We start from the raw sequence: 21,993 nt of genomic DNA, 5'->3' as shown, positions 1-21,993 counted from the left end.
CATTCTCGCCGCTGCCGGGCGGCGGCTCAGCCCCGGCCGGTCACGCCGCGCTTCGGCGGGACCTGCGGCAGGTCGTCCGACGACCCGCCCGCGCGCAGCCGGGCAACGTACGCCTGCTCCCGCTCGAGCGTGTCCGTCTCGGGGATCCCGAACCGCGACGGGTCGGGACGGTCGGCGTCCTGCTCGACCGTCAGCAGGCCGTCCGGGTCCCGCGGGTCGCGCACGCCGGTCAGGCGCACGTCGATCGTCGACTTGTCCTCGTCGTGCCCCCGCCGGTCCTCATCGCGGCTCGTCGCATCCATGTCCCCACCATCGGCGCGTACGAGAGCCGCGGCAAGGGGTCAGCGCGGTTTGCTCCCCGGGATCGCGGAACCGAGCGGCGCGGACTCCTCAGGCGAGCCTGTGTCGTCGGGTGCGACGCCGTCGGCCGGGTCGGAGCGATCCGCGCGCACCAGCGCGATCCCGCCGAGGATGAGCAGGCCGCCCAGCAGCTGGAGCAACCCGAGCTGCTCCCCCAGCAGCAGCCAGGCGTACAGGGTCGCCGCGACGACCTCCAGCAGACCGGTGAACGACGCGAGTCGAGAACCGAGCAGCTCCGTCGCGGTGATGCTCGCAGCGTAGGCGACGGCCGTGGCGAACACCCCGACAACGGCGAGCGGCACCCACCACGCCACCGACTGGCCGAACAGCGGCACGTCGGCGAAGCTCACCGTGACCGGCAGCACGCCCGTCGCGCCGACGGCGCCGAGGGCGATCGCCCCGATCAGGAGTCCGCCGGAGGCCAGGGCGACGGGCGGGAGTCCGTCGCTCGGTCTCGCGGCGATGACGTAGAAGGCCGCGCATCCGCCCATGGCGAGCACCGCCAGCACGAGCCCGAGCGGGTCGAGCGCGCCGGACCCGCCGGGCGAGACGACCAGCACGAGTCCGCCGATCGCCAGCACAGAGCCGGCCAGGACGACGACCCGCGGAGCGCGACGGGTACGCATCCATACGGCGACGACAAGCAGGACGGGCGCGAGGTACTCGACGAGGATGCCCGTGCTCACGGGGATGCGCTGGATGGCCGCGAAGTACAGCACCTGGGTGCCGGCGACGCCGACGAGCGCCATCCCGAGCAGCCGCCAGCGGCCCCGCCAGACGGCAGCCCAACGGCCGCGCACCGCGATCAGCGCGAACGGCAGCAGCACGACCCCGCCGATCAGAGCCCGCGCGGTCACGGCGGCGACGGGCGACCAGCCGCTCTCGAGCAGCGGTTTGATGAAGGCGCCCGACATCCCGAACGTGGCCGCAGAGAGCACGGCGATGAGCAGGCCGAGAGAAGTCGGATGCCGATGCGTCATAGGGTCACCTGTCAGGGTCGTCAGCGATGATGGTCCTGACGGTACGCTCGTAACGAGTAAGGAGTCAACTTGCATTTTGCCCCTGACACAGAGGATGCTCTGGAGTTCGCCGTCCTGCTCGGCAACACGGTGCCCGACGCCTCGCGCAGCGGCGAGGACGAGCTCGCGACCCCGGAGCAGTTGGTCGCGCTGCTCACCGAGAACCGCTACTCGGGCCGGGTCGACGGCGACGAAGCCGAACTGCGGGCCGTCCACGAGACGCGCGACCGCATCCGCCGCACCTGGACGCTCGACCGCGACGAGGCGGCCGTCGAGGTCAATGCCATGCTGGCAGAGGCGCACGCCCTGCCGTACCTGATGCGCCACGACGGGTTCGACTGGCACCTGCACGCCACGGCCCAGGATGCGCCGCTCGCCGAGCGCATCCGTGTCGAGATCGCGCTGGCCCTGGTGGATGTGATCCGTTCCGACGAGACCGGCCGCCTGCGCGTCTGCGCGGCCGACGACTGCACCGGCCTCCTGCTCGACCTCTCCCGCAACGGTTCCAAGCGCTTCTGCAGCGTGCGCTGCGGCAACCGGATGAACATGGTCGCCTTCCGCGCCCGCAAGGAGCAGGACGCGTAGCCGACCGGCTCAGAAGTCGGACAGGTTGCCGCGGATGCCGCCGTCGCCGAACTCGCGCCGCAGGATCCCGCGCCGCCGCAGCACCGGGACGAGCTCGTCCAGGTTGCGGTGCAGCGTCACCGGGTGCAGGTCGCCGGAGAAGATGAAGCCGTCGTTCGACGCCTCCTCCCCCAGTTCTTCGATGAAGTCGGCGATCTGCTCGGCCGTTCCGACGAACCCTTCGCGGTCGGCGATGCGTCCCTTGACGACCTTCGGTGCGACCAGGTCGCGCAGCGTGACACCGTCGCGGATGCCCTGTTTGCCGAACAGCCCCTTGATGCTGCCCTGCGACACGTGGTCGCCGAACACCGAGACGTCGAACGGCTCGTCGAGCGACAGCTGCGTCAGATCGGTCTCCAGGTCGCTCGACTGGCCGGCGAGCTCCCGGTACAGCTCCGCGTCAGTGGGATGCTTCGACGCCTCGACGACCCTCCGCGCCTCCTCGTCGCTCGGCACGACCTCCGGCTTGAAGACGAACAGCACCTTGATGGAGTCGGGGTCGCGCCCGGCCGCCACCGCCGCCTCACGCACCTTGGCCCGGTAGTCGCGGATGCTCTGCGCGTCCAGCGGGGCGAGGGCGAGCTGCACGTCGGAGTGCGTCCCAGCGAACGCGATGCCGCGCGGCGAGCCGCCCGGCGAGACGATCGCCGGGTCGCCCTCGGTGAACGGCACGGCGTTGAGCGGCCCGGCCACCCGGAAGTACTCGCCCTCGTGTTCGAACGGCCGGATCTTCGAGCCGTCGGCGAAGTGGCGCGTCGCGGCATCCTCGATGAGCGCGTCGTCATCCCAGCTGTGCCACAGCCGCCGGATCACGGTGAGCCACTCCTCCGCGCGGTCATAGGCCGCGTCGTGCGAGAGCGCCGGGAGCCCGAGGTGCCGCGCGCTGCCGACGTCGGTGACCACGTTGACCCCGAGCCGGTGACCGCTCAGGTGGTGCAGGCTCGCGAACTGGCGGGCGGCGACGTACGGAGGGTAGGCGCCGGCGTTGATCGTCGGAGCGACACCCAGGTGCTGCGTCGCATCCAGCAGATAGGGCGAGAGGATGAGCGGGTCGTGCTTCGGGCCGCCGTACGCCTCACGCACCCGCAAGTCGACGGTCTCCGGGAAGCCGATCGACAGGGCGTCCTCGATGATGACCAGATCGAGTCCGGCCTGCTCGAGTTCGCGCGCCGACTGCTGGTACAGGTCGGGTCGCGTCCAGCGGTAGTCCCACTCCCAATACGGCCGGCCCCAGCCCTGGGGCCCGAAGCCGCGGCTGAAGAACCAGCCGAAATGCTGCAGTCGTGCCATGCTCGCCTACCTCCCCGCCACGGCGCTCAGCGGCGCCGATGTCAGCTCTGCGTCCCCCGCGACGGTCGCATCCGCGACGGCTGCACCGGCGACCACCACGTCCGCCGTAGCGACCGCCGCGATGCCTCGCGCCAGATCCGCGATCAGGTCGTCCGCGTCCTCCAGGCCGATCGACAGGCGCAGCAGCCCCGGGCCGATCCCGATCCCGTCGCGCACGTGCCGCGGCAGGTGCGCGTGCGTGGTCGAGGCGGGGTGGAGGATGAGCGACCGAACGTCTCCGATGTGCGTCATGCGACTGAACAGCTCGACGGCGTCGTAGAACCGTTCGGCCGCTGCGGCACCGCCCGCGAGCGTGAACCCGAGGACCGCGCCCTGACCGCGCGGCAGGTACCGCTGGGCGAGGGGATGCGACGGGTGCGACGGCAGGCCCGCGTACTCGACCCCGGTGACCTCGGGCTGCGCTTCGAGCCAGCGGGCGACGGCGAGCGCGGTGTCCGATTGCCGCTGCACGCGGAGCGAGAGCGTCTCGATGCCCTGCTGGATGAGGAAGGCGTTCAGCGGGGACAGCACCGGCCCGAAGAGCGACGCGACGACGGATCGGGTGAACGCCGTGTAGGCGGCCGCGCCGTGTGTGGCCACGTAGCTCGCGCCGTCCAGCCAGTCGTCGGGTCCGGTCAGGTGCGCGAACGGCGAGGCCGCCCAGTCGTAGCTGCCCTGGTCGACGACCAGGCCGCCCAGCGTGGAGCCGTGGCCGCCGAGGTACTTGCTGGCGGAGTGCACGACGATGTCCGCACCGTGGTCGCCCGGCCGCAGCAGGTACGGGGTGGCGAGGGTGTTGTCGACGATGAAGGGGATGCCGTTCTCGTGCGCAACGTCCGCGACGCCGGCGATGTCGAGGATCTCGGTGCCGGGGTTCGCGATCGACTCCCCGAAGAGCACACGTGTGGTGGGCCGGATGCGCCGCCGCCATTCCGCGAGGTCGGTCGGGTCGTCGACGAACTCGATCTCGACGCCGAGCCTGCGCAGGCCGTTCTCGAACAGCCCGCGGGTGCCCGAGTAGACGCTCTGGGCCGACAGGATGTGGTCGCCGGCCTGCACGAGGCCGAGCACGGCGACCGTCAGCGCGGCCTGGCCGCTGCCGACCGCGATCGCCTCGCGGCCGTGCTCCAGGGCGGCGACGCGGCGCTCGAGGGCGGCGGTCGTCGGGTTGCCGGAGCGGCTGTAGGTGTATCCGGGCTCGTCGCCGCCGAAGCGGCCTTCCGCCTGCGCGAAGCTGTCGAACTCGAAACCCGCGGTGAGGTAGATGGGTGTGACCCGGGCGCCGTGGGCGGCATCGCGGGTCTCTCCCGCGTGCACCTGGGCTGTGCTGAACTCCGACATCCCCCTATGGTGCGGCACCACCCCCGCTGCGGCGCCTTCTGTTGCACAAAGCTACGCGGTGCAGGCATTACGGGATGCGGTACTCTGGTCGCGCGATATGCGAACGGTGCGTTCGCATAATGAACGACTTACAACGAAGTGAGGTTCCCGTGCAGTTCCACCACCACGGCTACGTCTCCGGCGACCCGCGCATCCACGAGCCGGCCGGCACCGGGATCGACCGCCCCGCCGAGCTGCCGGACGAGATGGATGTGCTCATCGTGGGCACCGGCCCCGCCGGGATGATCGCCGCAGCCCAGCTCTCCCAGTTCCCGAACGTCACGACACGGATCGTGGAGCGCCGCCCGGGCCGGCTCGCCATCGGGCAGGCCGACGGCATCCAGGCCCGCAGCGTCGAGACCTTCCAGGCGTTCGGCTTCGCCGAGCGGATCATCGCCGAGGCCTACCGCATCACCGAGATGGCGTTCTGGAAGCCGGACCCCGCCGACCCGTCCCGCATCGTCCGCACCGCGCGGCCGGTCGACGACCCCACCGGCGTCAGCGAGTTCCCCCACCTGATCGTCAACCAGGCCCGCGTGCTCGACTACTTCGCCGAGGTGATGGCGAACTCGCCGGCCAGGATGACACCCGACTACGGCTACGAGTTCGTGCGGCTCGAGGTCGGCGAGGGCGAGCATCCCGTCGCCGTCACCCTGCGCCGGACGGCCGGAACGGACGAGGGCGCCGAGCGCGTGGTGCACGCGAAGTACGTCGTCGGCGCGGACGGCGCGCGCAGCAAGGTCCGAGAAGCCATCGGCTGCCACCTCGCCGGCGACCAGGCGAATCACGCCTGGGGTGTGATGGATGCGCTGGCCGTCACCGACTTCCCGGACATCCGCACCAAGTGCTCGATCCAGTCGGAGGCGGGCAACATCCTGCTCATCCCCCGCGAAGGCGGCTACCTGTTCCGGATGTACGTCGACCTCGGCGAGGTCTCGACCGAAGATAAGGGGGCGATCCGGGCCACCTCCATCGAGCAGATCATCGAGCAGGCCAACCGCATCCTGCACCCGTACACGCTGGATGTGCGCAACGTCGCCTGGCACAGCGTGTACGAGGTCGGTCACCGGCTCACCGACCGCTTCGACGACGTGCCGCCGGAGGAGCTCGGGATGCGCACCCCGCGCGTCTTCATCACCGGCGACGCCTGCCACACGCACAGCGCGAAGGCCGGCCAGGGCATGAACGTCTCGATGCAGGACGGCTTCAACATCGGCTGGAAGCTCGGGCACGTGCTCGACGGCCGCAGCCCGGAGAGCCTGCTCGCCACCTACTCCGCCGAGCGGCAGGTCGTCGCGAAAGACCTCATCGACTTCGACAAGCAGTGGTCGACCCTGATGGCGAAGAAGCCGGAGGAGTTCGAGAGCCCGTCGGAGTTGGAGGACTTCTACGTGCGCACCGCCGAGTTCCCGGCCGGGTTCATGACCCAGTACGCGCCGTCGCTGATCGTCGGGAAGCAGGTCCACCAGGAGCTCGCGACCGGTTTTCCGGTCGGCAAGCGCTTCAAGTCCGCTCCCGTGGAACGGGTGTGCGACGGCAACCCCGTGCACCTGGGCCACCATGCGCGCGCCGACGGCCGGTGGCGCATCTACGTCTTCGCCGACGCCGCCCGGGCCGGGGAGCCGTCGGCCGTGGCCGACCTCGCCGGCTGGCTGTCATCGTCGCCCGAGTCGCCGCTCGCCGCGACGCCGGCCGGCGCCGACCCGGACGCCTGGTTCGACGTCAAGGTGATCTATCAGCAGGACCACACGGCGGTCGACCTCGGCGCGGTCCCCGAGTTCTTCCTCCCGCGCGTCGGGCCGTTCGGCCTGATCGACTACGAGAAGGTGTACGCCGCCGACCCGGACGACGACATCTTCGCGGACCGCGGGATCGACCGCGCCGGTGCGATCGTCGTCGTGCGGCCCGATCAGTACGTGTCGGCGGTTCTGCCCCTGGCGGCCACGGACGAGCTGGCGGCGTTCTTCCGTCCGATCCTGCTCAGCCGGGAGCTGGCCGGCTGACGCGCGAGGGTCCGACGGTCGTCTAGCCTGGCGGTCGTGGACCGCTTCGAGACGATCGCCGAGGGCGTGCACGCCGTACGCATCCCCATGCCGGGCGGCGGGCTGCCGTACAGCCTGGCCTACCTCGTCGAGGACGATCGTGGACGCCTCCATGTGATCGACCCGGGCTCCCCCACGGTCGAGGCGGCCGGCGCGCTCCTGGGCGCGGTGGATGCGCTGGGCCGCGCGCCGCGCGACATCACGTCGATCGTCATCACGCACCTCCATGCCGACCACGCGGGAGGCGCCGCGGCCGTGCGCGCAGCGAGCGGCGCCACCCTGATGATGCACGCGCGCGAGGCCGAGGCCGCCGCGGCGATCACCCGAGGGATCCCCGAGCCGGACCTCGACGCGTGGGGCGTTCCCGCCGACCGCCGCCCGGAGCTGCTCGCGGCCGTCGCCTCACCCGTCGCGGCCGGGCTGCCCGCACCGGACGCGGTGCTCGCGGACGGGGACCTTCTCGACATCCCGGGCCGTCGCCTCCGCGCGTTGTGGACGCCCGGGCACACTCCCGGCCATCTGTGCCTCCACGACGAGGATGCCGGGCTCGTCTTCACCGGAGACCACGTGCTGCCGACCGTCAACTCGGGTCTCGGCCTCGGCGGCCCGACGGCCACCAACCCGATCGCCGACTACCTCGCCGGCCTCAGCCGCATCGGGGAGCTGGACGCGCTCGCCCTGCCCGGGCACGAGCATCCCTTCACCGGCCTGGCGGAGCGCACGGCCGCCCTGCGCGAGCACCACCTCCGCCGGTCACGGGAGGTCGCCGCGCATCCCGGCGGCACCGTGTGGGAGATCGCGCGCGACCTGACCTGGACCGGCGGCTGGGACTCCCTCTCCGGCTTCACCCTGCTCTCCGCCCTCGCCCAAACCGCCCAGCACCGCGACTTCGTCGCCCCCTGACGCTCTCACCCACCGTCGAGTCCGCACAAATTGCACACCAAACGCCGTGCGAGCGTGCAAAGTTTGCGGACTCGGCGGGGGGGGGAGGGAGGGGTCAGCGGAGGTCGGACTCGATGGCGGCGGCTGCGGTGCGCAGGCGCGCTCCGATCGCGGCGGCGTCCACGTCGTTCGCGACGTAGACGACGGCGAGCGCCGCCACCGGCTGCCCGGGCGCCACGACCGGCACGGCGATCGACGCGAGACCCGCGATCACCTCGTCGTGGCTGGTCGCGTATCCCCGCCGCTGCGCGAGTGCGGCGTCGTCGCGGGGATGCTCGCCCGGCAGCGCCCGCCACTGCGCCTCGGTCAGGGCGGACTGGATGGCGATCCCCGGCGCACCCGAAGCGAGCGGGTGCCGCGTGCCCGGCCGCTGGGCGACCGTGGCGTGCGCGTGCGACGGCTCCACGGTCACCAGCGTGACCACGTCGTGGCGGTCGAGCACTGCGAGGAAGGCCGTCATCGTGAGCTCGTTCGCGACGGCCGTCAGCTGCGGAAGGGCCGCCGACTGCAGGTCGCGCGACACCGACCGTGCGAGTGTCGCCATCCGCGGCCCGAGCTCCACCGCACCGGCCGCGTCGCGCACGACGAGCCCGTGGTCCTCGAGCGTGCGGAGGATGCGGTACGTGATCGAGCGATGCAGCCCTAGCCGCGACGCGATCACCGGGATGCTGAGCGGCTCCCCCGCGTCGGCGAGCAGTTCGAGCATCCGGATGCCGCGCGACAGGGTCTGCAGCGGCGGCGTCTGCGTACTCGTCTGGCCAGAGGGTTGCGCGGCATCATCGATAGGCACGTGTTCGATTATAGAAACACGCCTCCGCCGCGGTCTGCCCTGCGCAGATTCGCGACGGGCAGAAGCCGCAGACACCGCGGTCCGCGGCTCCCACACTGGGCTCATGGACACCGACAAGACCTCTCCCGTGCAACGGCTGCTCGACGAGCGCATCGTCTTCCTCGGCAGCGAGGTGACCGACGAGGTCGCCAACGACATCTGCGCCCAGCTGCTCCTGCTGGATTCGATCGCGCCCGACCGCGACATCTTCCTCTACATCAACTCCCCGGGCGGTTCGGTCACCGCCGGGTTCGCGATCTTCGACACCATGAACTTCGTGAAGGCCGACGTCGCCACGCTCGCGCTGGGCTTCGCCGCCTCCATGGGCCAGTTCCTGCTGTCGTCGGGGAAGCGCGGCAAGCGCTACGCCCTGCCGAACTCCTCCGTGGTCATGCACCAGCCGCACGGCGGCTTCGGCGGCACCTCGGCCGACATCCAGACGCAGGCGAAGCAGATCCTGCACTTCAAGCGGCGGATGGCCGAGCTCACCAGCGAGCAGACCGGACGCCCGGTGGCGCAGATCATCGAGGACGGCGACCGCGACCGCTGGTTCACCGCCGACGAGGCCCGCGACTACGGCTTCGTGGATGAGGTGGTCGGCTCGACGACAGCGCTCAAGCCGTAGCCGGCCTCCAGCCGCGGATCCGTCAGGCGGAAACGGGCTGCCGGGTGTTGACCACATCCACCCGGGCGTCGATGAACGAGTGCACGCTCTCGTGGATGTGGTACTGCGTGTGCGAGAGGCGCGCGTCCCTGCTCCGCAGCAGCGCGCGTGCGGCCGCCCGACGAGCCCGAAGACGCCCGAGCGAGATCGCGGAGGCGAGCAGCACCGCCAGAGCCAGCGCGGCGCCTGCGCCGTCGACCGCCGCCTGCCACCCGGGAGCGGTCACGGCGAGGGCGACCGCCCAGGCGGCACCGATCACGACGAGCGCCGTGCCGGCGGTCCACAGCGTGACGCGGGCGAGCCGCAGCGGATGCGTCGCGAGCAGCGCCCGGGCCTCCGCGTTCTCGCGCTCGTGCTGACGACGGCGCTCCTTCGCCCAGTGCAGGTCGCGCTCGTGGCGGCGGGCGAGCAGTTGGGCCCGGTCGTGGGCATGGTTGTAGGGCAGGGTGGTGTGCACGATACGTCCTTTGCGCGTTCGGGTTCTCCCGCGGACCGGTTTCGGGTCGGCTCCCGCGGGGCTCAAGACAGTAACTCGGGTGTGACATCCGCGAGCATAGCCAGAAAGACCGGTCTGTGGGTCGTTTGGAGGACACGGCTCTGTACCCCAATCCGGGCGACACGGATGCGGTCCACCCGGCGCTGTTAGGGTGTGGACTTCCGGGAGTGCGCGGAAGGGGAGCGGATGCGGAAACCGGTCGTCGCAGCAGTCGTGGGGGCGCTCGCCCTCATAGCGGTCGCCGCGGCCGTCGGCGTGGGCCTCAAAGCCGCCACGCCCGCCCCGGCGGCGAGCGCACCCTCCAGCCCTCCCCCGACCACCGACCGGCAGGCGCCGGCGTTCGCGTCGCCGCGGCTCTATCTCGATCCGAACACCGAGGCCGCCGCTGCGCAGAAGCGCCTGCTCGCCCTCGGGGACACCGCCGGTGCGGCCGTCGCCGATCAGATCGCCGCGGTACCGACGGCGGTCTGGCTGGGCGAGTGGTTCCAAGGTGACCGGCTGGTGACCGAGCTCCGCAACGACATCACGGACGCCCGAGCGCAGAAGGCCACCCCGGTCTTCGTCGCCTACGGCATCCCGAACCGCGACTGCGGCGGATACTCGAAGGGCGGCCTCGCCGCCGACCAGTACCTGCCGTGGATCCGCACCATGGCATCCACCCTCCAGGGCAGTGGCGCGGTCGTGCTGCTGGAGCCCGACTCGCTGGCCATGCTGTCGTCCGAGAAGTGCGCGGGGTCGGCGGAGGTCCGTCTTCCGCTGCTGCGCTCGTCGGTGAGCATCCTCGAGGGGGCGGGCGTCGCCACCTACCTCGACGGCGGGAACGCCCGCTGGCTGTCGCCGGACGACCAGGCCGCGTGGCTGAAGCGCGCGAACATCGAGGAGGCGCACGGCTTCTTCACCAATGTCTCGAACTTCGACACGACGCAGCGCGAACGCGACTACGCGGGCCGCCTCTCGTCGAAGGTCGGCTGGAAGCACTACGTGATCGACGTCTCGCGCAACGGCAACGGCTGGACGGGCACCTGGTGCAATCCGCCGGGCGCCGCTCTCGGGCAGGACCCGAAGGTGACGGAAGGAAGCGACGGCAAGCTGGATGCGCTGCTCTGGGTGAAGCATCCCGGCGTCAGCGACGGCAGTTGCAACGGCGGTCCGGCCGCGGGCGTCTGGTGGCAGGCCGGAGCGGAAGCGCTCGTGAACGGCCGCGACAAGTGACCGTGAGCGCCTGCGAGCACCTCGCCGCTGCCTGCGACCGCCTCGCCACGCGGACTCCACCCCTGTCGCCGGGGCGGTTCCTTCGCGACCTCGGCCACGAGGTCGCGGGGGTCCGGCGCGGTCCATTCTGGTTCCTCGACGCCGGGCGCGGCGGCTCCAACCGCATCCGCGGCCGCGGCTTCCGCCGGCACGTGGACGACGGGACGGAGGGCCAGGCGCGCCACTTCGCCGGGATCGTCTCGGTCGCCGCCCGCGTGGGGCCGGGTCCGGCCCGCTGGCTGTCCATCCACGTCGGACGAGACGCGCCCGACACCGCCGACGGCCGCCTCACGGACCTCGCGCTCGACTTCGTGCGGTCCGTCCGCTCGGGCGAACTGCCGCTGAGCGACACCGGCGGCTGGGTGCGGGCGCGGCTCTGCGCGGGCGCCGCATCCTTCCAGCGCTCCTGAGCCGCCGCTACTCCGTCGACGGCAGGTGACGCCCGCGGTGGATCTCGTACAGGCTCGCGTGCCCGGGCGAATCGGGGTCGTCGACGATCGGCTGGTCGGCCATGAACAGCCGGATGATGTGGGCCAGCTCGCCGGGATGGCTGAAGTTGATCGCGTGCGCCGCTCCCTCGATCCGCACCACCAGCACGTGGTTGTCCGTCGCCGACGCGATCTCCCGCACCCGGTCCGGGCCGGGCAGCAGCGGGTCGCGGTCGCCGATCACGACGAGGGTCGGGATGCGCAGCTCCAGCAGCCGCTCCAGCGACGGGTACGACGTGAGGGCGCTGAACATCTTGAACGTGCTCGGAACCCCGAAGCGGAGGTAGTCCGGCGTCGCCACCCGCATCATCCGGGGCGGCTCACGCCCTCCGTCCCGGGTCAGCTGGCCGATGGCCCGACGCAGCGGCCTGTTGTAGACGCCTCCCGCCGGCGAGACCAGGATGGCGCGCTCGATGCGCTCGGGATAGTGGTGCGCGAACTCGAGGATGACCGGGCAGCCCATGGAGTTGCCGACGAGGGTGACCGTCTCGATGCCGCGGTCGTCGAGGAACCGCGCTGCGTCGCGCGCGAGGTCCGGGATGTCGAGACCCTGCGGCACCTTGCCGCTCCGGCCGAAGCCGGGCAGGTCGGGGACGAGGGTGTGGAACTCGTTCGCGAGCCGCTCGGCGGTGGGCAGCAGGTACCGGCCGGACAGGCCGAAGCCGTGCACGTGCATCATCGCCGGGGCGTCCGGAGGGTTCGGCGATTCGCGGTAGAACACGTCGACCCCGTCGACGACCGTCCATCGCTCGGAGAGGCTCGACGCCGGTCGGCGCGGGAGGCGCCGCGGCACGCTCTTGGTGCTCATGGCGCGATCCTGCTCGCCTCAGGCGGCCTCGCGCAATGCAGTACCTGTCAGCGCAGCGCGGCCCGGAATCCGGCGTAGTCGTTGAGCCGGTCGAGACCCGCGGTAGCCGCGGATTCGTGCGACCCCACAACGACGACGCGAGCGCCGGACGCCACGGCGGCGGCGATACCGGCCTCCGCGTCCTCGAACACGACACAGTCGCCGATCGGGACGCCGAGCTGCTCGGCGGCGCGGAGGTAGCCCTCGGGATCCGGCTTGCCGCGGGTGACGTCCTCCGCGGCGACGAGAACGTCGGGCACGGGGACTCCGGCGGCGCGGAGTCGGCCGACGGCCAGCTCGCGCGGCGCGCTGGTCACCACGGCGACCGGCACTCCGTCGGCCACGAGACGGCGGAGCAGAGCGACCGCACCCGGGATCTCGACGATGCCGTCGGTGCGGGTGACCTCTTCTGCGACGAGCCCGCCGACCAGGCCGGCCCGCTCGTCGTCGGTCAGTGCGGGGAGGAAATGCGCGACCGTGTCGACCGCCTGCCGGCCGTGGGCGTACGCGAGCAGTGCCGACGCATCCAGCCCGTGCCGGTCGGCGAAGGCCGTCCAGACGGATTCGACCACCGCCGTCGAGTCGACGAGCGTCCCATCCATGTCGAACAGGAAGCCGGCCGCCGAGATCTCATCCACGCTCCGAGCTTAGGAGACGGCAGGGGATGCGCCCCCAGCCAGACGAGAAGGGCGACGAGAGGCGCGACGACAGGGGCGGAGGGGGCCCATCCCACGGTGCCGCCGGAGCGGCGGACCCCCTCCGCGACGTTCACACCAGGGCGGCTGAGAAGCGCGCGGGGCGGAACGTGTCGAGGAGCGGCGACTTCTCGCCGGTCAGGATCTCGCGGGCGAGGAGTTCGCCCGCGATCAGCCCGAGCGTCGCGCCGCTGTGAGTGAAGGCCACGAAGTAGCCGTCGATCTGCTCCAGCTCGCCGAGCACGGGCTCGCCGTCGCCGGGGATGGGCTTGCCGCCGATGCCGAAGCCGTCGAGCTCCAGCGTCGGATGGCCGTCGAGCACGCGCGACGCCTCCTCCAGCAGGCGGTCGACGATGCCGTCCGGCACGGTCACGGAGCCGTCGTCTCCGACGATCAGCGCCTCCTCCGACCAGGCCGAGTCGAGGGCGAGGGCGCCGGTCGGGGTCGGACGGACGGCGACGTTGGGCGTATTCAGCACGGCCGTGAGCCCGGTCTGCACCGGCTTGGTCCAGACGAGGAGCGCCTCGGGGCTGCCGTCCTCGATCGTCACGCCGTGCTCGGCCACCTGGGCGGGGACGCCGGGGCCGGTCGCGAGCAGCACGGCGTCGGCGTCGAAGCGACGGCCGTCGGGGGTGACCGCACCGACGGCGCGGCCGTCCTCCACCACGACCTCGACGTGTCCGGCGTTGGTGATCAGTGTTCCGCCGCGCGACGTGAACTCCGCCGCGAGGTACGCGATGAGCGACGGCAGGTCGACCCAGCCCTCGCCCGGGTTGAAGATGGCGCCCTCGGTGGCGATGGCCGCCGGGTCGACCCCGGGGGCCCACTCGGCGATGTCGTCGGCGCTGAGCCACTGGGCGTCGTAGCCGATGGCACGCTCGTGCTCCAGGATGTGCGCGAACGACTCGCCCTCCGGCGCCCAGGTCAGTCCCCCGTCGAAGCGAAGGAACTCCGCGACGTCGGCGCGGGCCGCGAGGGTGCGGTAGCGGTCGATCCCGAGCTGGCGCAGCGCATGGTACTCCGGCGAGCGCAGGCCGGCCGTGTTGAGCCAGGACAGCGAGCGTCCGCTTGCGCCGCTGGCGAGCTCCGCCTCCGTGAGCAGCGTCACCTGGGCGCCGGAGCGGACCAGCTGGGTCGCGGTCGAGACGCCGAGGATGCCGCCGCCGATGACGACGACGCGGGTGCGGGTGGATGGTGCGGTCATGGTGCTCACTTTCGGTTCAGCGTGTGGATGGTGTCGATCAGTTCGAGGGCCGCCAGGCTCTCCCGCGGGTCCACCGGAAGCGGTGTTCCGTCCTGGAGCGCCGAGGCGAGCCCGCGGTAGAAGGCGGCGTAGTCGCCGGGCACGAGAGGGATCTCGTCGGGATGCGCGTCCGTGCCGAGACGCCCCGGCGCGGACGCCTGCCCGAGCCGCGGATCCCCGGGGAGGGTGCCGCCTGCGAGCTGCGACTCCTGCGGGTCGAGGCCCCAGGAGACGAAGCCGGAGCGTGAGCCGAGCACCCGGAACCGCGGCCCGGCGATCGGCGCGACGGCGCTCATCCAGAGGTGGCTGGTGGTGCCGGCGTCGTGCTCGAGGACGACGAAGACGTCGTCGTCGGCCCCCGCGCTTCGTCTGTTGCGCAGCTCGGCGTTCGCCACCCGGGCGGGGCCGAACAGCAGCAGGGCCTGGTCGATGAGGTGCGCGCCGAGGTCGAAGAGGATGCCGCCGCCCTCCTGCACGGACGTGGTCGACTTCCACGACTCGTCGGCCGCGGGCTTCCACCACTCGAACCGGGACTCGAAGCGGCGGACCTCGCCGAGCGCTCCCTCGTCCACGAGGCGCCGCAGGGTGAGGAAGTCGCCGTCCCACCGGCGGTTCTGGAAGACGGTGAACGGCACGCCCGCCGCTTCAGCACGCTCGATCAGGGCGCGGCCGGCCGCCGTGTCCGGCGCGAACGGCTTGTCGACGACCGTCGCCAGACCTGCCTCGATGGCGGCTGTCGCGTGGGCGACGTGCAGCGGGGTCGGCGAGGCGACGACCACCAGGCCGAGCCCGGGATGCGCGAGCAGCGCATCCACGTCCGGCACCGCCGTCGCGCCCGGATGGTCGGCGGCCAGCCGGTCCGTCCGCGAGGTGACGACCGCGGCGAGCTCGAACGCGGGGTCCGCCGCGAGGAACGGCGCATGGAAGACCCGCCCGGCGACGCCGTAGCCGATCAGGCCGACGCGGATCACAGCACCTCCGAGAGGAAACGCTGCAGGCGCGGGCTCTGCGGCCGGTCGAACAGATCGTCCGGTCGTCCCGCCTCCACGACCCGACCCTCGTCCATGAACACGACCTGGTCGGCGACCTTGCGGGCGAAGTTCATCTCGTGGGTGACGACGACCATGGTCATGCCGCGGCGACCCAGGTCGGCCATCAGGTTCAGCACGCCCTTCACGAGCTCCGGGTCGAGCGCGCTGGTGACCTCGTCGAACAGCATGACCTCGGGCTCCATGGCGAGCGCACGGGCGATGGCGACGCGCTGCTGCTGGCCGCCGGACAGGTCACGGGGGCGGTGGTCCATCCGCTCGCCGAGCCCGACCTCGACGAGGCGCTCCTCGGCGATCCGCTGCGCTTCCGCCTTGGGCATCCGCTTCACCGACCGCAGAGCCAGCATGACGTTCTGCAGCGCGGTGTGGTCGGGGAACAGGTTGAAGTGCTGGAACACCAGGCCGATGCGGCGGCGGAGCACATCCGGCTTCGTCCCGAGGATGCTCGCGCCGTCGAGGCGCACATCCCCGCCCTTCGGCTCGTGCAGCCGGTTGATGCCGCGGAGCATCGTCGACTTGCCCGAGCCCGAGGGGCCGATGACGCAGGTGGTCGTGCCGGGTGCGACGGAGATGCTGACGCCGCGGAGCACGTCGATGTCGCCGTACGCCATCGTCAGGTCGACGAGGTCGAGCGCGGAGCCGCGGAAGTCCGGCGTCTGCTGCGCGGGAAGCGGAGAGGTGTACGTCATGTGTTGCTCCCGAGGGTGATCGGCGCCGGCGGCTGGACCTCGTCCAGCTCGTCCAGTCCGCTCTTCGGCGGGGCCGGCTTGCGTCGTCCGGTGCGGAACCGGTTGTCGAAGTAGTTGACGAGGTGCGTCAGCGGCACGGTGATCACCAGGTAGAACAGTCCGGCGAGCACGAGCGGAGACAGGTTGCCGGTGAGAACCGCGGCATCCTGGCCGACGCGGAACAGCTCCCGCTCGCCCACCAGCAGCCCGAGGAAGTACACGAGGCTGGAGTCCTTCACGATGGCGATGAACTGGTTCACGAGCGCGGGGAGCACCCGGCGGATGCCCTGCGGCACGACCACCAGTGCCATCGCCTTGGCGTAGCTGAGGCCGAGCGCCCGGCAGGCCTCGAGCTGCCCGCGGTCGACGCTCTGGATGCCGGCGCGGAAGATCTCGCCGATGTACGCGGCGGCGATCAGCGACAGCGCCAGGATGCCCAGCGGGTACGGGGACGGCCCGAAGATCGACTGCGAGAACCGCGCGAAGCCCTGGCCGATGAGCAGGATGGTGAGGATCGCCGGGAGTCCGCGGAACACATCCGTGTAGATGCGGGCGGGGATGCGGAGCCAGCGCGAGGTGGAGATCCCCATGACGGCGACCACCATGCCGAGCACGACGCCGATGACGGTCGCCGCGATCGAGATGATCAGCGTGTTGACGAGTCCGACACCGAGGAGCTGCGGGAAGACCTGCAGCATCGACGGGATGTCGAAGAAGGTGTGCGTGATGGTGGTCAGCCAGTCCATGGGGATCTCCCTGAGCTCCTACTTCGACGGGGTGGGCGTCGAGGTCTGCTCCGCCTTCGGCAGGTACTGGGTCGGCATCGGGGACCCAGGGAACCACTTCTGGTAGAGCTTCTTCCAGGTGCCGTCCTCCATCGCCTCGTGGAGCGCCTTGTTCAGCGCGTTCTTCAGGGCGGGGTTGCCCTTCGCGATGGCGAAGCCGGCGGGGGCGTCGAACGAGGGGATGTCCTCCGCGTCCTTCAACGTCGGGTACTGGGCGACGTAGCTCTTGGCCGCCTCGTAGTCGAGGAAGTGCGCATCCACCGATCCGCTGTTGACCGCGGAGACGGCCGCGTTGTTGTCGGGGAAGCGCACGAGGCTCGCCTTGGGGAAGTTCTTGACGGCGTACGCCTCCTGCAGGGTGCCCTGGACGACGCCGAGGCGCTTTCCGGCGAGGTCCTTCGCGGAGTCGATGCCGCTGGCCTTCGTGGTGAGCACGGTGAGGTAACCCGCCAGGTAGCCGTCGGAGAAGTCGACCGTCTTCTTGCGCTCGTCCGTGATGCCGATGGCGGCGACGCCGACATCGAACTGGTGGTTCGCGACGGCGGCGAGCAGGCCGGAGAAGTCCTGGCCCGTGAACACGGCCTTGCCGAGGCCGGCGCGCTTGGCGACGTCGGTGAACAGTTCGACATCGAAGCCGGTGAAGTCGCCCTTGGCATCGGTGAAGGTGTACGGCTTGGCGTCACCGAGGCTGGCGACCCGAACCGTGCCCGCCTCGATGAGGCCGTAGGGGTTGTCCTTCGTCGCGGAGCCGGAGGCGCCGCCGGCGCTGCAGGCAGCCAGGACCAGGGCGGCGGTTGCCGCGGCGGCCAACAGCCCGGCCGGCCGGAGGATGGTGCGTCGTTTCACTGCGGGGGTCCAATCGTCTGGGGGATGGTCGGCGAGAAACGGGACGTGTGATCCTCGTCGATCGGTGCGGGTTGCTGAGACCGGTCTCTGGCGATTACGCTGAGACCGGTCTCAGTTGGTTTTCTGGGACGCTACATCACGTTTCCCGCGTTCGTCAACACTCGGAGTTCGCAGGAGGAAGGCGGCACCGATGTCCCCACGCCCCGCATCCCGGCGCGCCGTCACGGTCGCCGACATCGCCCGTGCGGCCAAGGTGTCCAAGGCGACGGCCGCCCGCGCCCTGGGCGATTACGGGCAGGTCAGCGACGCCGTCCGCTCGCGCGTGCTGGCCGCGGCGGAGGAACTCAACTACCGCCCGAACGCACTGGCCCGCTCCATGAACACCGGCCGCTCGAACACGATCGGCGTGGTCGTCGGCGACATCGAGAACCCGTTCTTCGCGCACGCCATGCGCGGCATCTCCGACGTCGCCAGCAAAGCCGGTTACGACGTCATCCTCACCAATTCCGACGAGGACGTGGATGCGGAGGAAGCGGCCGTCGACGTCCTGCTGGACAAGCAGGTCGACGCCCTCATCGTGGCCCCCGCATCCTCGGCTCGGGTTGCCCATCTGGCCGCTGTCGGCGCCGCCGGCCGGCCCCTCGTCCTGCTCGATCGCCGGGCCGACGGTGAGCCCTACGACTCGGTCACGGTCGACAACCGGTCAGCCGCCGCACGAGCCACCGCCGAACTCCTCGCCGAGGGGCATCGCCGCATCGCCTTCATCTCGACGCACGACCACCCGGCGTCGCACTACACGCCCGGCGATCGCATCACCATGTCCAGCGTCGCCGACCGCGTCGCCGGCGTGCTCGAGACGCTCACCGCGGCCGGCATCCCGTCACCCGAGCGCAACATCCGCCTCGACGCCCGCCGCCGTGGAGTGGATGTGGTGGCGCGCGAGCTGCTCGACGACGACGACCCCGTGACCGCGATCATCGCGTCCGACAGTCTCATCGCCATGACGGTCTTTCAGACCATCCGGACGCTCGGGCTGCGCATCCCGGACGACCTGTCCCTGATCTCGTTCGACAACCCCGAGTGGACCAGCATCACCACCCCGCCGCTGACAGTCGTGGAGCAGCCGATCTACGAGCTGGGCGCCGCCGCGGCCCGGCGGGCGCTGGAGCGCATCCACGGCGAGCGGGTGGACGACGCAGCGGTCGTCTTCGACGCCGATCTGCTGCATCGCTCGTCGGTCGGACCGGCGCCCCACGCCGCTGCCCGGCCCGTCGCCGCCCTCATCGATGCCGTGGGTCGCGACACGCCGTAATGGCGGCGCCATAACGGCGTGTTGCGCCCCCCTGCATGCGGCTGGGCCGACGTCAGCGACCCGTCTCGCGCGCCGCCTGGATCGCCCGCAGGTCGCCGAGCGCCCGCTCGCTCTCGCGGTTCACGTGTCCGCCGCGCGCGAGGATCGCCGCGGGCAGCCAGTCGCTGAGCACGAACCGGCGCCGGCGCGGCGGTTCTCCGCCGTTCGTCCGGGCCGGACGCGCGACCCAGCTGTGTTCCATCCCCTGTGTCCATGTCGTGTTCGCCATGACCTTCACGTTACGGACGTAAAGATTCGGACACGAGATGGCTTCAGGTCTATCTTCGCAAAGATACGGCCATTACACTGACGGCATGATCCGATCGGTCGCGGTTCCCCTCATCGACGAGTTCGCCATGTTCGAGTTCGGGGTCGTCTGCGAGGTCTTCGGCCTCGACCGCAGTTATGCCGGGCTCGAGCCGTTCGACTTCCGCGTCTGCTCCATCACCCCCGGCACTCCCGTCGTCAGCCCGGTCGGCGTCAGCGTCACCGCCCCCTACGGCCTCGAGGCGATGGACGACGCCGACCTTATCGCCGTCCCCGCCGCCACCATCCGCGACGAGTATCCGGAAGAGTTCCTGGATGCGCTCCGCCGGGCATACGACCGTGGCGCGATCCTGCTCAGCGTCTGCTCCGGTGCGTTCGCCCTCGGCGCCGCCGGCCTGCTCGACGGGCACGACTGCACCACGCACTGGCGCTACTCCGACCAGCTGCAGCGCCGCTTCCCGGAGGCCCGCGTCGACCCGGACGTGTTATTCGTCGACGACGGCCGCATCATCACCAGCGCGGGCACCTCGGCCGGCATCGACGCCAGCCTCCACCTCGTCCGCCGCGAGCTCGGCAGCGCCGTCGCGAACACGATCGCGCGCAACATGGTCGTGCCGCCGCAGCGCGACGGCGGCCAGCGCCAGTACATCGACAAGCCGGTCAGCGACTGCGAGGACGACACCTTCAGCGAGCTCATCGACTACCTCACCGAGCGCCTCGACGAGACCCACACCGTCGGCAGTCTCGCCGAGCGGACGCACATGTCGACCCGCAGCTTCTCGCGTCGCTTCGTCGCGGAGACCGGCGTGCCCCCGATGCAGTGGCTCACCACCCAGCGCATCCTGCACGCCCGGCTGCTGCTGGAGACCACCGACCTGCCCATCGACGAGGTGGCGCGCCAGTGCGGTTTCGGCAGTGCCACCCTCCTGCGCCACCACTTCGACGCCGAGGTCGGCGTGCCCCCGACGCGCTACCGGGCGGCCTTCGCGCGCGCCTGACGTGCCGGCACGTGGCGCCGCGCGTCCGCATCCCGCGAAACCGGATGGTGCGGCGGCACCAGATCGTCGCCACGGTAGTGCCGCAGCAGCCGCCGGTTGCGGAGGGCGAAGTCGCTGCACAGGCCGACAGTGACCAGCCCGCACACGATCACGCCCCAGGCACGCGGGTTCTCCCCCTGCGTCGGGATGGCGACGGCGAGCGCGATCGTCGCGACCAGGGTGAGGAGCGCCAGCAATGCGCCGATCCCCGCCCTCCGCGCCGCCCTGGCGCGATCCGTCCGGTCTCCCATGCACCGGAAACTACTCCGCGGACCGGGTGAACGATAGGCAACATCCGTTCGACATGCCGGTGAACACGACGAAGCCCCCGACCGGAATCCGGGTCGGGGGCCTCGTGGTCGTCTGAGGGTCAGTGCTTGAAGGCGTCCTTGATCTTCTCGCCGGCCTGCTTGACGTCGGCCTTGATCTGGTCGCCCTTGCCTTCGGCCTCGAGACGCTCGTCGCCGGTGGCCTTACCCGTGGCCTCCTTGGCGTTTCCGCCCAGCTTCTCTCCGGCGTTCTCGATCTTGTCGTCCAGTCCCATGACGTCCCCTTTCGTGGTCCGTTTCGTCATCGACGCTCCCACCGTTGCAGAGGCGGGTCTACCCCCGCGGAGCGACCTCTCACGTGACGCTCAGGAGGGGCTGTCGCCGCGGTCCAGGTCTTCGAGCGCGGAGGACATCCGGCCGAGGAAACTCTTCACGATCTCCGCCTGGCGCTCGTCCAGCTCCGAGGCGGCCTCGAGCATCCGGCGGTGCATCGCGTCCAGGGTGTGCCGCACCTCTTCGTCGGCTCCGGGCGTTGCGACGATCACCAGGCTGCGCCGGTCGACAGGATGCGGCTGCCGGGTGACCCAGCCGGCCACGGTCAGGCGGTCGAGCATGACGGTGACCGACGACGACTTCAGCTTGAGGAGAGCACCGAGCTCGGCGGGGGTCGCCGGGACCCCCTCGTTCTGCCGCTTGAGCAGGAACCGCAGAGCGCGCAGATCGTTCTCGCCCATCCGCATGGACTCGCGGGTACGGCGACGCATCGCCTGCTCGGCGGCGCGGTAGTCGCGCAGCGCATTCAGGACGTCAACGGTATGCGGGTCCGCACGGTCGTACCAGTACCGCCCGCCGGTCTGTGCTTCGATGGTCCGATTTTACGTGCTGCTGCGCGTGCGGTCGCCGGACCGGTTCGGTGTACCCGCCGCTTCCGCCGCGTCGATGTGGTCGACCGCCTCGCGCATCCTCTGCAGGAAGTCGATGACGACCGCAGCGTCTTCCGGGTCGAGGGATGCCGCCACGTCGACCAGCTCCTGGCGCATGTCGCCGAGGATCGCCCGCTGCAGTTCGTCCTCCGGAACGGTCGGGACGACGATCAGAGCGCGCCGATCGAAGGGACTCGACTGGCGCTGGATGTGGCCGGCGCGCTCCAGCCGATCGAGCAGGGCGGTCACCGACGAGCTCTGGATGCCGAGGTACTCGGCCAGCTCCTTCGGACCGACCGTGCGGCCGGCCTCCTGCGCGCGGAGCAGGTAGCGCATCGCGGAGACGTCGTTCTCGCTCATGCGCAGCACGCCCTCGGAGCGTCGGCGCATGGCCGACTCGGCGACGCCGTAGGCGCGCATCGCCTCGAGCACCTCGATGCCGGGAGTGCGCTGGCCCGCGCGCTCCTCGTACCAGTAGTGCGCCGATCCCTGGGTCTCGGACGTCATGCCCTTAACGATAGAGCACCTA

26 protein-coding genes are annotated in these 21,993 nt (G+C 71.1%); 8 read left to right on the top strand and 18 right to left on the bottom strand.

All coding sequences use genetic code 11. From position 1 onward, the window contains the following. Positions 1–26: 26 nt before the first annotated feature. Positions 27–302 (bottom strand): hypothetical protein, encoded by a 276-nt coding sequence (locus ABIC47_RS11285; protein WP_354480445.1) that lies wholly within the window; start codon positions 300–302, stop codon positions 27–29. A 39-nt stretch (positions 303–341) separates the two neighbouring features. Further along, positions 342–1,340: an EamA family transporter gene (locus ABIC47_RS11280; RefSeq protein WP_354480442.1), complete on the bottom strand. Its 999-nt coding sequence runs from the start codon at positions 1,338–1,340 to the stop codon at positions 342–344. Between the two features lie 69 nt (positions 1,341–1,409). On the opposite strand from ABIC47_RS11280, the gene ABIC47_RS11275 reads away from it, so the two are divergent. Next, on the top strand, positions 1,410–1,964 hold the full coding sequence (locus ABIC47_RS11275; RefSeq protein ID WP_029042880.1) for a CGNR zinc finger domain-containing protein: 555 nt from the start codon (positions 1,410–1,412) through the stop codon (positions 1,962–1,964). Between the two features lie 9 nt (positions 1,965–1,973). Here the strand turns inward: ABIC47_RS11275 and ABIC47_RS11270 are convergent, their stop codons facing one another. Both ABIC47_RS11270 and ABIC47_RS11265 read right to left on the bottom strand, forming a co-directional pair. Then, positions 1,974–3,293, bottom strand: coding sequence for an NtaA/DmoA family FMN-dependent monooxygenase (locus ABIC47_RS11270; protein ID WP_018189287.1), 1,320 nt, complete (start codon positions 3,291–3,293; stop codon positions 1,974–1,976). A 6-nt stretch (positions 3,294–3,299) separates the two neighbouring features. Then, complete coding sequence (locus tag ABIC47_RS11265) at positions 3,300–4,673, bottom strand: O-acetylhomoserine aminocarboxypropyltransferase/cysteine synthase family protein (RefSeq protein WP_354480438.1); 1,374 nt, start codon at positions 4,671–4,673, stop codon at positions 3,300–3,302. Between the two features lie 149 nt (positions 4,674–4,822). On the opposite strand from ABIC47_RS11265, the gene ABIC47_RS11260 reads away from it, so the two are divergent. Together ABIC47_RS11260 and ABIC47_RS11255 are read left to right on the top strand one after the other, a co-directional pair. Then, the gene (locus tag ABIC47_RS11260) at positions 4,823–6,715 is read left to right on the top strand and encodes an FAD-binding monooxygenase (RefSeq protein WP_354480436.1); all 1,893 of its coding nucleotides are present in this window, start codon (positions 4,823–4,825) and stop codon (positions 6,713–6,715) included. 36 nt (positions 6,716–6,751) lie between these two features. Beyond that, entirely contained in the window at positions 6,752–7,657 is a 906-nt protein-coding gene (locus tag ABIC47_RS11255; protein WP_354480434.1) for an MBL fold metallo-hydrolase, read from the top strand. Between the two features lie 94 nt (positions 7,658–7,751). Here ABIC47_RS11255 and ABIC47_RS11250 read toward each other — a convergent pair whose 3' ends face one another. Beyond that, positions 7,752–8,429, bottom strand: a complete 678-nt coding sequence (locus tag ABIC47_RS11250; RefSeq protein WP_269457367.1) for an IclR family transcriptional regulator — start codon at positions 8,427–8,429, stop codon at positions 7,752–7,754. 160 nt (positions 8,430–8,589) lie between these two features. Here ABIC47_RS11250 and ABIC47_RS11245 point away from each other — a divergent pair, with 160 nt between their 5' ends. After that, the gene (locus ABIC47_RS11245; protein WP_020075990.1) at positions 8,590–9,150 is read left to right on the top strand and encodes an ATP-dependent Clp protease proteolytic subunit; all 561 of its coding nucleotides are present in this window, start codon (positions 8,590–8,592) and stop codon (positions 9,148–9,150) included. 22 nt (positions 9,151–9,172) lie between these two features. Here ABIC47_RS11245 and ABIC47_RS11240 read toward each other — a convergent pair whose 3' ends face one another. Beyond that, positions 9,173–9,646, bottom strand: a complete 474-nt coding sequence (locus ABIC47_RS11240; protein ID WP_354480431.1) for a hypothetical protein — start codon at positions 9,644–9,646, stop codon at positions 9,173–9,175. Positions 9,647–9,871: 225 nt separating this feature from the next. Between ABIC47_RS11240 and ABIC47_RS11235 the strand changes: the two genes are divergently transcribed. Together ABIC47_RS11235 and ABIC47_RS11230 are read left to right on the top strand one after the other, a co-directional pair. Next, positions 9,872–10,897 (top strand): glycoside hydrolase family 6 protein, encoded by a 1,026-nt coding sequence (locus ABIC47_RS11235; protein WP_354480428.1) that lies wholly within the window; start codon positions 9,872–9,874, stop codon positions 10,895–10,897. 2 nt (positions 10,898–10,899) lie between these two features. Then, entirely contained in the window at positions 10,900–11,346 is a 447-nt protein-coding gene (locus ABIC47_RS11230) for a hypothetical protein (protein ID WP_354480426.1), read from the top strand. Between the two features lie 7 nt (positions 11,347–11,353). Here the strand turns inward: ABIC47_RS11230 and ABIC47_RS11225 are convergent, their stop codons facing one another. The 7 genes from ABIC47_RS11225 to ABIC47_RS11195 all read right to left on the bottom strand — a co-directional run bounded on the left by ABIC47_RS11225 (position 11,354) and on the right by ABIC47_RS11195 (position 17,617). After that, complete coding sequence (locus ABIC47_RS11225; RefSeq protein WP_354480423.1) at positions 11,354–12,232, bottom strand: alpha/beta fold hydrolase; 879 nt, start codon at positions 12,230–12,232, stop codon at positions 11,354–11,356. A 47-nt stretch (positions 12,233–12,279) separates the two neighbouring features. Further along, positions 12,280–12,909 carry an HAD-IA family hydrolase gene (locus ABIC47_RS11220; protein WP_354480420.1) on the bottom strand — a complete coding sequence of 210 codons (630 nt, stop codon included), beginning with the start codon at positions 12,907–12,909 and terminating at the stop codon, positions 12,280–12,282. Positions 12,910–13,039: 130 nt separating this feature from the next. Next, positions 13,040–14,170: an NAD(P)/FAD-dependent oxidoreductase gene (locus ABIC47_RS11215; protein ID WP_354480417.1), complete on the bottom strand. Its 1,131-nt coding sequence runs from the start codon at positions 14,168–14,170 to the stop codon at positions 13,040–13,042. 5 nt (positions 14,171–14,175) lie between these two features. Then, positions 14,176–15,180, bottom strand: a complete 1,005-nt coding sequence (locus ABIC47_RS11210; RefSeq protein ID WP_354480414.1) for a Gfo/Idh/MocA family protein — start codon at positions 15,178–15,180, stop codon at positions 14,176–14,178. Further along, complete coding sequence (locus ABIC47_RS11205) at positions 15,177–15,947, bottom strand: amino acid ABC transporter ATP-binding protein (protein ID WP_354480412.1); 771 nt, start codon at positions 15,945–15,947, stop codon at positions 15,177–15,179. The genes ABIC47_RS11210 and ABIC47_RS11205 overlap by 4 nt, the downstream gene beginning before the upstream one ends. Next, complete coding sequence (locus ABIC47_RS11200; protein WP_020075997.1) at positions 15,944–16,732, bottom strand: amino acid ABC transporter permease; 789 nt, start codon at positions 16,730–16,732, stop codon at positions 15,944–15,946. Before ABIC47_RS11200 ends, ABIC47_RS11205 begins: the two co-directional genes overlap by 4 nt. Positions 16,733–16,750: 18 nt before the next feature. Next, entirely contained in the window at positions 16,751–17,617 is an 867-nt protein-coding gene (locus ABIC47_RS11195) for an ABC transporter substrate-binding protein (protein ID WP_018189271.1), read from the bottom strand. Between the two features lie 190 nt (positions 17,618–17,807). On the opposite strand from ABIC47_RS11195, the gene ABIC47_RS11190 reads away from it, so the two are divergent. Then, complete coding sequence (locus ABIC47_RS11190; RefSeq protein WP_354480408.1) at positions 17,808–18,929, top strand: LacI family DNA-binding transcriptional regulator; 1,122 nt, start codon at positions 17,808–17,810, stop codon at positions 18,927–18,929. Positions 18,930–18,981: 52 nt separating this feature from the next. On the opposite strand, the gene ABIC47_RS11185 is transcribed toward ABIC47_RS11190, so the two are convergent. Beyond that, positions 18,982–19,197 (bottom strand): hypothetical protein, encoded by a 216-nt coding sequence (locus ABIC47_RS11185; RefSeq protein ID WP_231918967.1) that lies wholly within the window; start codon positions 19,195–19,197, stop codon positions 18,982–18,984. An 85-nt stretch (positions 19,198–19,282) separates the two neighbouring features. On the opposite strand from ABIC47_RS11185, the gene ABIC47_RS11180 reads away from it, so the two are divergent. After that, positions 19,283–20,233, top strand: a complete 951-nt coding sequence (locus ABIC47_RS11180; protein ID WP_089879847.1) for a helix-turn-helix domain-containing protein — start codon at positions 19,283–19,285, stop codon at positions 20,231–20,233. Here the strand turns inward: ABIC47_RS11180 and ABIC47_RS11175 are convergent. From ABIC47_RS11175 to ABIC47_RS11160, 4 genes are all read right to left on the bottom strand, one after another. After that, complete coding sequence (locus tag ABIC47_RS11175; protein WP_354480404.1) at positions 20,206–20,523, bottom strand: hypothetical protein; 318 nt, start codon at positions 20,521–20,523, stop codon at positions 20,206–20,208. The genes ABIC47_RS11180 and ABIC47_RS11175 overlap by 28 nt on opposite strands. Positions 20,524–20,642: 119 nt before the next feature. Further along, positions 20,643–20,816, bottom strand: a complete 174-nt coding sequence (locus tag ABIC47_RS11170) for a CsbD family protein (protein WP_018189266.1) — start codon at positions 20,814–20,816, stop codon at positions 20,643–20,645. A 90-nt stretch (positions 20,817–20,906) separates the two neighbouring features. Then, positions 20,907–21,305 carry a MarR family winged helix-turn-helix transcriptional regulator gene (locus ABIC47_RS11165; RefSeq protein ID WP_354480402.1) on the bottom strand — a complete coding sequence of 133 codons (399 nt, stop codon included), beginning with the start codon at positions 21,303–21,305 and terminating at the stop codon, positions 20,907–20,909. 111 nt (positions 21,306–21,416) lie between these two features. Next, positions 21,417–21,971, bottom strand: coding sequence for a MarR family winged helix-turn-helix transcriptional regulator (locus ABIC47_RS11160; protein ID WP_354480399.1), 555 nt, complete (start codon positions 21,969–21,971; stop codon positions 21,417–21,419). Between the last annotated feature and the right edge of the window lie 22 nt (positions 21,972–21,993).

The organism is Leifsonia sp. 563 (genome assembly GCF_040545055.1).
In the GTDB taxonomy this organism is placed as follows: Bacteria; Actinomycetota; Actinomycetes; order Actinomycetales; family Microbacteriaceae; genus Leifsonia.
This window is presented reverse-complemented; position numbering and strand designations above follow the sequence as displayed.

Bases quoted from the DNA above. Each gene is read 5' to 3' on its own strand.
- ABIC47_RS11285 (WP_354480445.1), bottom strand. From the start codon at position 302: ATGGATGCGACGAGCCGCGATGAGGACCGGCGGGGGCACGACGAGGAC.
- ABIC47_RS11280 (WP_354480442.1), bottom strand. From the start codon at position 1,340: ATGACGCATCGGCATCCGACTTCTCTCGGCCTGCTCATCGCCGTGCTC.
- ABIC47_RS11270 (WP_018189287.1), bottom strand. From the start codon at position 3,293: ATGGCACGACTGCAGCATTTCGGCTGGTTCTTCAGCCGCGGCTTCGGG.
- ABIC47_RS11265 (WP_354480438.1), bottom strand. From the start codon at position 4,673: ATGTCGGAGTTCAGCACAGCCCAGGTGCACGCGGGAGAGACCCGCGAT.
- ABIC47_RS11245 (WP_020075990.1), top strand. From the start codon at position 8,590: ATGGACACCGACAAGACCTCTCCCGTGCAACGGCTGCTCGACGAGCGC.
- ABIC47_RS11235 (WP_354480428.1), top strand. From the start codon at position 9,872: ATGCGGAAACCGGTCGTCGCAGCAGTCGTGGGGGCGCTCGCCCTCATA.
- ABIC47_RS11225 (WP_354480423.1), bottom strand. From the start codon at position 12,232: ATGAGCACCAAGAGCGTGCCGCGGCGCCTCCCGCGCCGACCGGCGTCG.
- ABIC47_RS11215 (WP_354480417.1), bottom strand. From the start codon at position 14,170: ATGACCGCACCATCCACCCGCACCCGCGTCGTCGTCATCGGCGGCGGC.
- ABIC47_RS11205 (WP_354480412.1), bottom strand. From the start codon at position 15,947: ATGACGTACACCTCTCCGCTTCCCGCGCAGCAGACGCCGGACTTCCGC.
- ABIC47_RS11200 (WP_020075997.1), bottom strand. From the start codon at position 16,732: ATGGACTGGCTGACCACCATCACGCACACCTTCTTCGACATCCCGTCG.
- ABIC47_RS11190 (WP_354480408.1), top strand. From the start codon at position 17,808: ATGTCCCCACGCCCCGCATCCCGGCGCGCCGTCACGGTCGCCGACATC.
- ABIC47_RS11185 (WP_231918967.1), bottom strand. From the start codon at position 19,197: ATGGCGAACACGACATGGACACAGGGGATGGAACACAGCTGGGTCGCG.
- ABIC47_RS11180 (WP_089879847.1), top strand. From the start codon at position 19,283: ATGATCCGATCGGTCGCGGTTCCCCTCATCGACGAGTTCGCCATGTTC.
- ABIC47_RS11175 (WP_354480404.1), bottom strand. From the start codon at position 20,523: ATGGGAGACCGGACGGATCGCGCCAGGGCGGCGCGGAGGGCGGGGATC.
- ABIC47_RS11170 (WP_018189266.1), bottom strand. From the start codon at position 20,816: ATGGGACTGGACGACAAGATCGAGAACGCCGGAGAGAAGCTGGGCGGA.
- ABIC47_RS11165 (WP_354480402.1), bottom strand. From the start codon at position 21,305: ATGCGTCGCCGTACCCGCGAGTCCATGCGGATGGGCGAGAACGATCTG.
- ABIC47_RS11160 (WP_354480399.1), bottom strand. From the start codon at position 21,971: ATGACGTCCGAGACCCAGGGATCGGCGCACTACTGGTACGAGGAGCGC.